The sequence below is a fragment of the Mammaliicoccus sp. RAM2 genome, assembly GCF_045897195.1.
Classification (GTDB): domain Bacteria; phylum Bacillota; class Bacilli; order Staphylococcales; family Staphylococcaceae; genus Mammaliicoccus; species Mammaliicoccus sciuri.
The window spans coordinates 36,548-49,658 of sequence record NZ_JBJNWI010000010.1; the positions used below are offsets into that span (position 1 = coordinate 36,548).

Genomic DNA, 13,111 nt, shown 5'->3' on the forward strand with positions numbered 1-13,111 from the left:
GCAATGGAAAGAACTTTTTTAATGATTAAACCTGATGCAGTACAAAGAAACTTAATCGGTGAAGTCGTTTCACGATTAGAAAGAAAAGGCTTGAAATTAGTTGCAGCTAAATTATTCCAAGCTAATGAAGAATTAGCTAAAGAACATTATGCTGAACATGTTGAGAAACCTTTCTTCAATGATTTAGTAAGCTTTATTACATCAGGACCAGTATTTGCAATGGTAGTAGAAGGTAAGAATGTAGTAGAAGTAACAAGAACACTTGTTGGTGAAACAAACCCTACTAAAGCAGCGCCAGGTACAATAAGAGGGGATTATGGTATCGACTTAGGCAGAAATATTATTCATGGATCAGATTCAAACGAATCAGCAGAACGTGAAATTGGTCTCTGGTTTGATCAATCAGAACTAAATGATTATAAATTAAACAATGAAAATTGGGTTTACGAAAAATAAATACAATAGAGAAGTAGTTCAACGAGAATTTGTTGAACTACTTTTTTTAATGTGGAAGTTCGTATTGTGGGGTATTGGCTGAAATTCGCATGGGTTCGTGGGTTGTTGACGGGTATTCTCGGGGCGGTGATTGGAATTCGCGGGCGTTATGAGTACTTCTAGCTAAACTTGTTCATAACGGGGGTGTTGGTTACAAAACTTGGCCGAAGTGTTACTATGGACAGCCTTAGTTACAAAACTCAGCTGAAGTGTTACTATGGACCGTCTTAGTTACAAAACTACTGAGAATTGTAATTACTGGTCTCATTATTTACACTTCTAACCAAAACTGCTAATAACGCACTCAGTATTTGCACTTCTTGCCAAAACTGCTAATAACGGGATCCAGTATTACCACCTCATAACCGACATGCTCTAAACAACATAAAATTCACACTTATTTAAAATCAAAAAATCTAAAACTTTATTAAACTATTCGTCTGTTTTTGTTAATTTAACGCGCTAAATATGATATGATTAATTTTATATTTAATTAACAGTAGGGAGAGATAATATGCGTTACTTAACATCTGGTGAATCACATGGACCACAACTAACTGTCATTATAGAAGGTGTACCATCAAACTTGAAAATTGACGTAAACGAGATTAATGAAGAAATGTTTAAACGTCAAGGTGGATATGGACGCGGTCGTCGTATGCAAATTGAAAAAGATTCTGTAGAAATCGTTTCAGGTGTGAGACATGGTTATACATTAGGTAGCCCTATTACACTCATCGTTAAGAATGATGATTTTAAACATTGGAGAAAAATTATGGGCGCTGACCCATTAACTGAAGAAGAGTTAGAAAATATGAAAAGAGTTATCACTAAACCAAGACCTGGCCATGCCGATTTAGTTGGTGGTATGAAATATAATCATAGAGATTTAAGAAATGTACTTGAACGTTCTTCTGCTCGTGAAACAGCTGCAAGAGTTGCTGTCGGTGCAGTTTCTAAAATTTTATTAAAAGCTTTAGACATTGAAATTTATTCAAGAGTTATTGAAATCGGTGGCGTTAAAGACGATTATGAATACACACTTGAAGAAGTCAAACAAAATATTGATCATAATGACGTACGTTGTATTAATGATGACGTAGCTGAAAAAATGAGAAATCGTATTGATGAAGCTAAAAAAGATGGTGATTCAATCGGTGGTATCGTAGAAGTAGTCGTTGAAAATATGCCTGCTGGAATTGGAAGTTATGTTCATTATGACCGTAAACTTGATGGTCGTTTAGCTCAAGCAGTCGTAAGTATTAATGCATTTAAAGGTGTTAGTTTCGGTGAAGGCTTTAAAGCTGCTGAAAAACCAGGTAGTGAAATACAAGACGAGATTGCTTACGATAGTGAAATTGGATACCATCGTTTATCTAATCACTTAGGTGGACTTGAAGGCGGAATGTCAAATGGAATGCCAATCGTCATCAATGGTGTTATGAAGCCGATACCAACATTATATAAACCATTAAACTCTGTAGATATTGACTCTAAAGATAGCTTTAAAGCGACAATTGAAAGATCAGATAGTTGTGCTGTTCCTGCTGCAAGTGTTGTTTGTGAAAATGTTATCGCATTTGAAGTTGCAAAAGCTTTAACTGAAGAATACCAATCTAATCACATTGACCAATTACAAGAAGCTATCAAGAATCATCGTAATTGGAACTTAAACTTCTAGGTGATGAAATGATTTTTGAAACAACATATACTAACAACAACTATCCGATAATATTAAAGCAGAACGCACTAGCTGAACTTAATCAATATCTTAAAGCAGATGAACAAAATATTGTATTAATTGACCAAGATGTTTATAGATTTCATAAAGAATATATTAAGTCGCATCTTCAAGACCAAGATATTAAATTTTTAACAGTTATGAGTGGTGAAGCTTGTAAGCAAATGTCATATTTTGAATCGCTAAGCGAAAAGCTATTATCAATGAATATCACAAGACAATCTCAACTCATCGCTATCGGTGGTGGCGCAACTGGAGACTTTGTTGGTTTTCTAGCTGCAACTTTGTTACGTGGCATTGATTTTATACAAGTTCCTACAACACTTTTAGCACACGATTCAGCAATCGGTGGAAAAGTGGGCATTAATGCATCGGTCGGTAAAAATTTAATCGGTGCATTTCATAGACCACGCGCTGTTATATATGATATAAATTTCCTAGAAACATTGCCACATATTGAAATACGTAGTGGTTATGGTGAAATATTTAAACATGCCATTTTAAATAGTGAAGCTGACACGCTTCATTTAATGGATGTTTATCCTTCTATAAAAGAATTAGCGCAATTGAAAAATATAGAAGATTATTTAAAAATGGGCATCGAAACTAAATTAAAAATTGTAATTGAAGATGAATTTGAAGGTGGCGTACGTAAACATTTAAATTTAGGACACACTTTTGGACACGGTCTAGAATACTTAACAAAAATTGCTCACGGTGAAGCTGTAATGATCGGTATTCTTTTCCAGAAAGTGATAAATAAAAATAGAAATATGTACGATAACACATCAAGTGTTCATCTGTTCATTAATTATTTAAAAGAATTAGGTTACCCATTAAACGTCTTAGATCATGCTGATATTGAACAAATTTTTGGATATATGAAAAAAGACAAAAAGAATATTGGACAAACGATTCAAATGGTTTTACAAAATGGTGAAGCTTCATTTACAATTGAATCCGTTTCTAAAGAAGAAGTATTAGATGCATTTAAAGAACTTAAATCTCTAATAAATGAATAGAAGGAGTCCTTTAACATGGAAGATGTATATAAAGTAATTGACGATATTCACATGAAGAATATCGAACATTTAGATGAGAAAGTAAACAGAGTTCTACAATCTGACGATCACGACGCATTATTTATGTTAGGCGAAACATTATACAAATACGGTATTGTCGATCAAGGCGTTAAAATATTCGAAGAACTTTATTTACTTTATCCAGATGAAAATGAATTGCTTGTTTATTATATAGAAGGGCTAATTGACCAAAACGACTTAGATAAAGCGCATGAAGTATTGTATAACAGCCCACATTCTACAGAGAAGTTAATGCTTGAGGCTGATTTATACCAACAACAAGGCTTATTCGAAGTAGGAATTGAGAAATTGATTGAAGCAAAAGAAATGGAACCAGATGATATTGTCATTACATTCGCTTTAGCTGAAATGTACTATTATGATGGTCAATATTTAAAAGCAATTTCTAACTATGAAACAATCACACAAACTGGTGAAGATATAATTAACGGTATTTCGATTTATGCACGTATGGCAGACGCAAGTTTACAAAGTGGTGCATACGAAGAAGCAATCAAATATTATGAAAATGTATCTGAAATGGATATGACAGCTGAAGATTATTTCAAACAAGCAATTAGTTATCAAAAAAATGACTTAACAAGAGAAGCGATAAAGCAACTTGAAAAGTTATTACAAAAAGACCCAGACTTTATGCAAGCTTACCATTACTTATTGCAAATTTATGAATCAGAAAAAGATTATGAAAAAGCAATAGAAATTGGTAAAGAAGGGCTTCGTTTAAACGCATATTATAAAGAACTTATGACAGATACTGCTAGACTGATGTTAACAACAAATGATGAGCATGGTGCAATTCTGTTACAAGATGCATTAACAGTTGATCCTTCTTATACTGAAGCTGCCATTATACTTGCTGATTATTATCGAGAAAAAGATAATATAACAGGTCTTATTAATTTATTAACGTATGTTGATCATGAAGATATAGACCCTGTAGTAGCTTGGCATGTTGCATATGCATTCGGTGAAGAAGAAAGAGATAAAGAAGCTCAACACTTCTACGAATTAGCATATCCAGATTTAACACAAAATATTGATTTCTTAAACGACTATTACCATTACTTAATTGAAATCGGTCATGTCGATAACGCTAAAAATATATTAGAATCTGTTCGCAAACTTGATCCTGAAAATCCATATTGGGACCAAGAATACGAAAGATTATTATAAGTAGGGTTAATTATGAATCATACATGGTTAAATTATGAAAAACAGCGATTTATTGAATATATTCTATATCAATACGATTTTAAAATTGCTGAAAGTGTATGGATATTAAATTTATTAAAAAGTAGCCCTAAATATTTATCTAACATTTCATTCGTCAATGAATTTTCAGATGAACGCATACTGTCCATTAGTACCGAGCAATCTAAACAACTGCCTTTACTTTATTGCAAAGATCGTTTCTGTATAGAAGATGGTCGTCAAATCTTCCACGATATCAGACTGGATAATACGCATTTAAATGTACTTTTATATTTGAACAGAAATGATGATCGACTGAATAAGTTGTTGTTGTTACAAATGCTTGTTGATTATTATGGAGATGATAAAGATATTCGTGCTTTAAATAATAACAATACACACGGACTAGGACATTGGCGTAAACTCATCAGTAATGAAATAGATAAATCTTTAGATAATAACGATCAAGACATGTTTATAGAAATGTCTAAAATATTACAATTCATTAATGAGTTGGAGGAACATCGATAATGTTATTTAATCATGTTGACTTAAAAGAATTAAAAAACAACTTAGAATATATCGATACAGCCATCATACCTGTATCAAATATTGATATGAATCATCAATTATTAACATCATGCGACCAAAATGAAACAGTTCAACTTGTTGGCATATTAGCAGAAAAACAATTTAAAGGTAGATTACTACTTACACCAACATTTTTCACAAGTGGTAACCAGTACGATCACGTCGTATCTTTTATTCAAAGTTTAAAAGATTATGGCTTGAACAATATAATTATTTTAAGTAGTGATCAAGTAGAACTGAACGACGATCACGAATTGTATAAAGTAAACACGATTCCAATGGGTGACTTAGACGATGATATGAAACGCACACTCATTGAAGATGAAGTTAAACAATTTATGAAGTTTATCATTAGAACCTGGAATAAATAATAGGTAGCTGCACGATATTTCAAAGTCTTCGTGCGTTACACCCTGATTTTGTACCTTATCGCACGATATCTCGTAGTCTTCGTGCGATAATAACCAACTTCTAGATAACTCCACATCATAATAACCGTAACAAATCTTATTGAGTTAAGATTTGTTACGGTTATTTATTACAAAAACACATTTGTCCTTTCTATGTGGAAAACAGGGTTATTTTCACAGTTTTTTTGCTATATTTTCTCCTTCATAATAAAGCCTTTTCATTTTTTTGAAAATTCCTAGATAAAAGGTTAATAAATAAACATTTAAATTGTGACAAAGCGTTGACCGTCTTGAAATAATAGGCTAAAATTAAGTTGTCCTAGTTATAAAAGAACGATTAATAGAGGGGGGAATCTAAATGAGCCAACGTGTCACACGACGCCAATTTTTAAACTATTCATTGATGGGTGTTGGGTCATTTATGGCTGCTGGTATGATTTTACCTATGGGTAGATTTGCGCTTGATCCTGTATTCAAAGCTGATGCACAAGGCGATTTGATTGCTACAGGCGTAAAGGAGTCAGAACTTGGTAAAGAGCCTATTAAAGTGGACTTTAAATTCGAGCAAGAAGATGCTTGGTACACAAGTGAAGTTACAGAATTTGCTTGGGTATACAAAGACGGAAATGAAATCGTAGCATTATCACCAGTCTGTAAACATTTAGGATGTACAGTACAGTGGAATGGCGATAAATCAAATCCTAATCAATTCTATTGTCCATGTCATAACGGTCGTTATGAAAAGAACGGTAAGAATATTCCAGGTACGCCGCCATTAGCACCACTTGATCAATACGAAGTAAAAGTTAAAGGTGGCATTATTCAAATCGGTAAAAAGCACGAGAACGAATTAGCTAAATAAGGAGGGATTAACAATGATAGATAAAATCTATGATTGGGTCGATGACAGACTTGATATTACACCAATTTGGCGAGATATTGCTGATCATGAGGTGCCAGAGCATGTTAACCCTGCTTATCACTTTTCAGCTTTCGTTTATTGTTTTGGTGGTCTAACGTTTTTCATTACAGTTATACAAGTTTTATCAGGCATGTTTTTAACGATGTACTATGTTCCAGATATCGTTAATGCATGGAAATCAGTTTACTATCTACAACACGATGTAGCTGCTGGTGTTATCGTACGTGGTATGCACCATTGGGGAGCAAGTTTAGTAGTAGTAATGATGTTTTTACATACACTTCGTGTATTCTTTACAGGATCTTATAAACAACCTAGAGAATTAAACTGGGTTGTCGGTGTATTAATATTCTTCGTAATGCTTGGATTAAGTTTTACTGGTTATTTATTACCATGGGATATGAAAGCACTATTCGCAACAAAAGTAGGTTTACAAATTGCAGAATCTGTTCCTATCATTGGGCCGTGGGTTAAGACATTACTAGCAGGGGATGCAGAGATAGTTGGTGCACAAACTCTAACTCGTTTCTTTGCGATACATGTATTCTTCCTACCAGCTGCACTATTCGCGTTACTAGCAGCACACTTTATAATGATCAGAAAACAAGGTATTTCAGGTCCACTATAAAATTAACGTGAATAAATGAAAAAGGAGGTCATGCGACATGCATCGCGGTAAAGGGATGAAGTTTGTTGGTGATTCAAGAATAAAGTCATACGACAAACCGAAATTAAATCGAGATTATTCAGAATTTCCAGGTCGTACAGAAAGTTTCTGGCCTGACTTTCTATTAAAAGAATGGATGACTGGTGCGGTATTCTTAATCGCTTATTTATGTTTAACAGTCGCTCATCCATCGCCACTTGAACGTGTGGCAGATCCATCTGATACTGGTTATACACCATTACCAGACTGGTATTTCTTATTCTTATATCAAATACTTAAATATTCATTCGCATCTGGTCCTTATAACACATTCGGAGCAATTATCTTACCAGGTATCGCATTCGGTGCTTTATTATTAGCACCTTGGTTAGATAGAGGCCCTGAACGTAAATGGACAAAGAGACCATTTGCTTCTGGATTTATGTTAATCGCAATTGCAATCTTATTCTATACAACATGGGAATCAAGTTATTACCATGATTGGAAACAACAAGCTAAACAAGGTGAAATCGTCTTCTCTAACTTAGACAAGTCAGACCCAGTTTATACTGACATCATTAAGTCAAACTGTACAAGTTGTCACGGTGGTGAGTTAACGGGTGGACAAGGTCCAAACCTAGTTGAATCGAAATTACCTAAAGATGGCGTTAAAGGATTCGTAGAAAATGGTGCAGGTAAAATGCCTAGCTTTAAAGACACCCTTTCTAAAGATGAAATTGACAAAGTTGCTAAATACGTTTCTAATTTACATGAAACAGATGCAAACGGTAAAGAATTGAAAAAATAATTAAATTTGAGCCTGGGGCATATGACGTGCCCTGGGCTCTTTTCAAAGGAGTAATAAAATGGAATTTTGGAGATATGTAATGGGCCAGAAATCTATTCTCATTACGCTATTTATTGCAAATCTTCTCGGCACCATTTACGGATACATATGGTATGGCAGTCAATTACTTGATAGCAAATGGTACTTTTGGCCATTTATACCCGATAGTCCAACAGCAACTTTATTCTTAGTGATTGCGATTGCTGCAATCTATTTCAATAAACATTTAGGGTTGTTTGAATGTTTAGCATTTATTACATTAATTAAATATGGTGTATGGGCGGTTATTATGAATATATTTGTAATGATTCATTACGATCAACTTGTTCCAATGGCCATTATGCTCATGACTTCACACGGTATCATGGCTATACAAGCATTGATGTTCTATCCTTTATTCAATATTAAAAAGTGGCATATTGTTGTAACAATGATTTGGGTATTTCACAATGATGTTATTGATTACGTGTATCATCAATATCCCGTTTATAGTATGTTAAGCCAATATGAATCACATATAGGATACTTTGCTTTTTGGCTAAGCGTTATTGCTTTTCTGTTATTACTATATTTCCAAAAAAACATCAAATTACGTTCAAAATATTTGACGTAAGAGCCGTCACTCCGTAATATAATAAATAACAGGGATAAAAAGGAGGAAGTTATTTGTTTTCATATATCATATATTTTATTATCATTATGATTGTCCCTATGTACTTCCAATTTAGAGTAAAATCAACTTACAATAAATACTCAAGAGTACGTTCAACAAGTGGGAAGACGGGTAAACAAGTTGCAGAAGAAATTTTAGCTGCAAATGGAATTCATGATGTAGAAGTGTTACAAGGTGAAGGATTCTTATCAGATCATTTTGATCCAACTAAGAAACGTGTCGTATTATCACCTGCAAACTATCAACAACCAAGTGTTGCGGGGACAGCAATTGCAGCACATGAAGTAGGACATGCTATTCAACATGCTCAAGGATATGGTTTCCTTAAATTTAGATCAGCGCTTTTACCGCTTGCTAATTTAGGAAGTTCGTTATCATACATTATCATTTTAGCTGGTATCGTATTAACAGCAATGAGTAGTACATTCGGTACAACATTATTATGGGTTGGTATTGTATTTATGTCATTCGCTGTATTATTCTCGATCATCACATTACCAGTTGAATTCGATGCAAGTAAACGGGCAATGCGACAAATTGAAAAATTAAATATCGTTAACCAACAAGAATATAGACATGCTAAAAAAGTATTATCTGCAGCTGCTATGACATACGTTGCAGCAACAGCTGTAGCCGTAGCTGAATTAGCAAGATTTATTCTGATGGCACGTAATAATTAATGAAATCATTTTAATACCAATAAAGTCTTTAGACTTTGTTGGTATTTTTTATTTTATAAATATTTATGAGGTTTGTATTTATAAGCTTATTACGTTGTCATTATGCGTGATTATCATATATAATTTTATTATGTGAGTTCTTTTATATAGAGATATAAAAGATAGGTGAGGAGGAAGTTTTATGGACATGAAAGAGATGCAATATGAAGTTGATCAATATATTTCTCAGTTTAAAACAGGTTATTTTTCGCCATTAGCAAATTTAGCAAGATTAACAGAAGAAGTTGGAGAACTAGCTAGAGAAATTAATCATAGTCATGGTGAAAAGAAAAAGAAACCAACAGAAGAAGACAATACAATAGAAGCTGAATTAGGTGATAATTTATTCGTCTTAATTTGTTTAGCAAATTCTTTAGATATAGATTTAAATAAAAGTTTCCAAGATACAATGAATAAATTCAATGTAAGAGATAAAGATAGATTTGAACGTAAATAAGTCATAATGGAGGATTAATATGAAAATCGGTATAACTTGTTATCCATCAATGGGGGGCTCAGGAATTGTTGCAACTGAGCTTGGTTTGGAAATGGCAAAAAGAGGTCATGAAATCCACTTTATTACTTCTAATATGCCTTTTAGAATGAGAGAGCCTGTTCCAAACGTAACATTTCATCAAGTTGACGTAAATCAATATTCTGTATTCCAATATCCACCATATGATATTACATTAAGTGCAAAAATTGCAGACGTCATTAACGATTACGACTTGGATATATTACATATGCACTATGCCGTTCCGCATGCGATTTGTGGTATTTTAGCGCGCCAAATATCCGGAAAAGATGTCAAAATCATGACGACTCTGCATGGAACAGATATTACAGTATTAGGTTATGATACATCATTACAAAGTGCCATTCGATTCGGTATTGAAAAGAGTAACGTTGTGACAAGTGTCAGTGATAGTCTTAAACAAGAAACATACGACATTATAGAACCTGATAAAGAAATCAAAACAATATACAATTTTGTGCAGGAAGAAAGTTTCCCACAAATTTATAATACAGATTTAAGAAGCCGTTATGGTATAGAAGAAGATGAAAAAGTCATCACATTTGTATCAAACTTTAGAAAAGTTAAACGCGTACCAGATGTCGTTGATACTTTCTACAAAGTTAACAAACAAATTAAATCTAAATTATTACTGATAGGTGATGGTCCTGAATTACAAGTGGCAAGAGAACAAATTAAACAACTTAATATTGAAGACCAAGTTCTATTTTTAGGTAAACAAGATGAAGTGAATATCTTCTATCAAATGTCTGATTTAACGTTGTTATTAAGTGAAAAAGAAAGCTTTGGACTTGTATTGCTTGAAGCTATGCTTACAGGTGTCGTGCCGATTGGTACTAATGCAGGTGGTATTAAAGAAGTCATTAAAAACGGTGAAACAGGTTATACGGTTGACGTCGGTGATACGGATAAAGCGAGTGAATATGCGGTTAAATTATTAACAGATTCAGAACTTTATCACAAAATGCAAAGTGCTATGATTCAAGATGTTTGTGAAAGATTCTCATCTAAAGTGATTGCAGATCAATACGAAGCTTGCTACAACGATATGTTAGGAGAATAATATGCGTGAATATCAAGTATTTGAAGATGCGAAATGGATAATTGAAACACTTGAATGTAATGGACATCAAGCATATTTTGTCGGTGGTTCTGTAAGAGACTATTTAATGGAGAAAGAAATTTCAGACGTTGATATCACAACGAGTGCTTTACCTGATGAAGTTGAACAATTATTTGATAAGACTTTACCAATTGGCAAAGAGCATGGCACGATGATTGTAATGGGTGAAAATCAACAGTTTGAAGTCACAACATTTAGAAAAGACGGGGATTATGTTGATCATAGACGGCCAGCATCTGTTCAATTTGTAACGGATTTATATGAAGACGTAGCAAGAAGAGATTTCACAATGAATGCTATCGCTATGGATAAGTCTTATCAACTTCACGATTATTTCAACGGGTTAAACGATATACAATCCAAAATCATAAAAGCAGTCGGAACACCTATTGATCGAATGGAAGAAGACGCATTACGTATTATGAGAGGTGTAAGATTCCAAGCACAGACTGGCTTTGCACTTGATCACGATACTAAAGACGCCATGCATCAAACAGCACATTCTTTAAATGCCATCGCAATTGAAAGAATTGTTGTTGAACTAAAAAAAATGATTCAAGGTAAATATATTCATGATACAAAAAAGACCGCTCATGAACTAGAAATATTTAAATGTATACCTTTTTTCAAAGAAATCAACCAAACTAATATCTTCATGCCAGAACATGCCCATTTCAATTTATGGGTTGCTGCATTATGTTATTTATACGAATTAGATTTAACAAGCTTGAACAGTTTGAAAATCAGTAATCAAGAAAAGCGCGATATCTCATCATACTATCAATTATTGATATCACTTTCTGAAAATAACATTTCAAAGCAAGATATGATTCATCTCGTATATACGTATCATCGTGATAAAATGAAAGAAATCATTCACTTTATTTCCGAGCATAATGCACAACTGAATATCTCTATACATCCTACAATTATGAATGACCGTGTAATTGATGAAATATATGATAAACTACCTATATATGATAAATCAGAATTACAAATTAACGGTCAAATATTGATGGCTACATTTAATAAAAAAGGTGGACCATGGATAAAAGATATTTTAAATAAAGTTGAACAAGCTGTCATTAACCATAAAGTATATAACACAGAAAATGATTTAATAGAATGGGTGCGAGAGAATGTCAAAATATAAACATGAAATTATTAAATATTTATATCAAAATAATGAATATTTGTCAGGACAACATATAGCTGAAACGTTAAATTGTTCACGTGTAACAGTTAAAAAAGTCATCGATCAATTGAGAAAAGAAGGCTTTGAAATTGAGTCTATTTCTAATAAAGGGTATAAAATCTCAGAAATCCCTTTAACTTGGCAAGAAGACATTGTGAATATTACACTTCAAGATCAAAGTATATTGAATCTTGCTATTGTTCAAACACAAGTGGATTCAACACAATTGTTAGCCAAGTCTCGTGTTACTGAGATTGATCAAGACTTTATTGTTTTGAGTGATGAACAAACAAATGGAAGAGGGCGTTTCCAAAGAGAATGGTCATCTCTTAAAAGTAAAGGGCTTTGGATGTCAGTTGTATTACGCCCAGATATACCAATTCAAAGAATGTCGACTTTTAATCTCTTTATAAGTCTTGCAATTCAAGAAGTTATGGAACAGCATTATGACATTCAAAGTAAAATTAAATGGCCAAATGATATTTATATAGGCGATAAAAAAGTTTGTGGCTTTTTAACAGAAATGATTGCAGATACCGATAGCGTCAATGCGATTATTTGTGGAATTGGTATTAATTTAAACCAAACACAAGAAGATTTCGATCATGCTGGTCAATCGCGCGCGATAAGCTTAAAAATAGAAAACGAACAATCAATAGAACCTTATCAATTTTTAAAATTATTAATTGAAGCCATTGAACTGAGGTACAATCAATTTTTAGAATTACCATTCAGTGAAATCAAAGAGTTATATAAAACTAAAAGTATGATTTGGGACAAAAAATTAACTTATACAGAAGGTAAAAAACAAGTATTTGGTCGAGCAATTGATATACAAGATAATGGGTTCTTAACCGTGATATCTGATGATGGTCAATTACACCAATTTATGAGTGCAGATATCGAAATATAGGAGAGAT

The 13,111-nt window shown here is 33.2% G+C and carries 15 protein-coding genes; all 15 read left to right on the forward strand.

Translation table 11 applies throughout. The annotated features are described in order from the left end of the window. Positions 1-3 precede the first annotated feature (3 nt). The 15 genes from ndk (at position 4) to ACJTHF_RS13405 (ending at position 13,104) form a co-directional block, all read left to right on the forward strand. Positions 4-456 (forward strand): nucleoside-diphosphate kinase, encoded by a 453-nt coding sequence (ndk, locus tag ACJTHF_RS13335; RefSeq protein ID WP_025907103.1) that lies wholly within the window; start codon positions 4-6, stop codon positions 454-456. Between the two features lie 553 nt (positions 457-1,009). Further along, positions 1,010-2,176 (forward strand): chorismate synthase, encoded by a 1,167-nt coding sequence (aroC, locus tag ACJTHF_RS13340; protein WP_078355809.1) that lies wholly within the window; start codon positions 1,010-1,012, stop codon positions 2,174-2,176. 8 nt (positions 2,177-2,184) lie between these two features. Next, the gene (gene aroB, locus ACJTHF_RS13345) at positions 2,185-3,258 is read left to right on the forward strand and encodes a 3-dehydroquinate synthase (protein WP_058592367.1); all 1,074 of its coding nucleotides are present in this window, start codon (positions 2,185-2,187) and stop codon (positions 3,256-3,258) included. A 15-nt stretch (positions 3,259-3,273) separates the two neighbouring features. Beyond that, positions 3,274-4,512 (forward strand): tetratricopeptide repeat protein, encoded by a 1,239-nt coding sequence (locus tag ACJTHF_RS13350; RefSeq protein ID WP_025905474.1) that lies wholly within the window; start codon positions 3,274-3,276, stop codon positions 4,510-4,512. A gap of 12 nt (positions 4,513-4,524) precedes the next feature. Continuing rightward, positions 4,525-5,061 (forward strand): YpiB family protein, encoded by a 537-nt coding sequence (locus ACJTHF_RS13355; protein WP_037588155.1) that lies wholly within the window; start codon positions 4,525-4,527, stop codon positions 5,059-5,061. Further along, the gene (locus ACJTHF_RS13360) at positions 5,061-5,492 is read left to right on the forward strand and encodes a DUF2487 family protein (RefSeq protein ID WP_058592350.1); all 432 of its coding nucleotides are present in this window, start codon (positions 5,061-5,063) and stop codon (positions 5,490-5,492) included. The genes ACJTHF_RS13355 and ACJTHF_RS13360 overlap by 1 nt, the downstream gene beginning before the upstream one ends. A gap of 397 nt (positions 5,493-5,889) precedes the next feature. Beyond that, positions 5,890-6,393, forward strand: a complete 504-nt coding sequence (locus ACJTHF_RS13365) for a ubiquinol-cytochrome c reductase iron-sulfur subunit (protein ID WP_037588153.1) — start codon at positions 5,890-5,892, stop codon at positions 6,391-6,393. Between the two features lie 13 nt (positions 6,394-6,406). Then, positions 6,407-7,081 (forward strand): menaquinol-cytochrome c reductase cytochrome b subunit, encoded by a 675-nt coding sequence (qcrB, locus tag ACJTHF_RS13370; RefSeq protein WP_016912349.1) that lies wholly within the window; start codon positions 6,407-6,409, stop codon positions 7,079-7,081. A 37-nt stretch (positions 7,082-7,118) separates the two neighbouring features. Next, entirely contained in the window at positions 7,119-7,907 is a 789-nt protein-coding gene (locus tag ACJTHF_RS13375) for a menaquinol-cytochrome c reductase cytochrome b/c subunit (protein ID WP_048539783.1), read from the forward strand. A gap of 58 nt (positions 7,908-7,965) precedes the next feature. Next, a complete protein-coding gene (locus tag ACJTHF_RS13380) occupies positions 7,966-8,559 on the forward strand; it encodes a DUF1405 domain-containing protein (RefSeq protein WP_048539784.1) in 594 nt (197 codons plus the stop codon). Positions 8,560-8,612: 53 nt separating this feature from the next. Beyond that, the gene (locus ACJTHF_RS13385) at positions 8,613-9,299 is read left to right on the forward strand and encodes a zinc metallopeptidase (protein ID WP_037588148.1); all 687 of its coding nucleotides are present in this window, start codon (positions 8,613-8,615) and stop codon (positions 9,297-9,299) included. A gap of 181 nt (positions 9,300-9,480) precedes the next feature. After that, positions 9,481-9,795, forward strand: a complete 315-nt coding sequence (locus tag ACJTHF_RS13390; RefSeq protein WP_107603374.1) for a nucleotide pyrophosphohydrolase — start codon at positions 9,481-9,483, stop codon at positions 9,793-9,795. Between the two features lie 19 nt (positions 9,796-9,814). Beyond that, positions 9,815-10,936 (forward strand): N-acetyl-alpha-D-glucosaminyl L-malate synthase BshA, encoded by a 1,122-nt coding sequence (gene bshA, locus ACJTHF_RS13395; protein WP_232157139.1) that lies wholly within the window; start codon positions 9,815-9,817, stop codon positions 10,934-10,936. A 1-nt stretch (position 10,937) separates the two neighbouring features. Continuing rightward, entirely contained in the window at positions 10,938-12,149 is a 1,212-nt protein-coding gene (locus ACJTHF_RS13400; RefSeq protein WP_107603372.1) for a CCA tRNA nucleotidyltransferase, read from the forward strand. Beyond that, positions 12,136-13,104, forward strand: coding sequence for a biotin--[acetyl-CoA-carboxylase] ligase (locus tag ACJTHF_RS13405; RefSeq protein WP_107603371.1), 969 nt, complete (start codon positions 12,136-12,138; stop codon positions 13,102-13,104). Before ACJTHF_RS13400 ends, ACJTHF_RS13405 begins: the two co-directional genes overlap by 14 nt. Positions 13,105-13,111 lie beyond the last annotated feature (7 nt).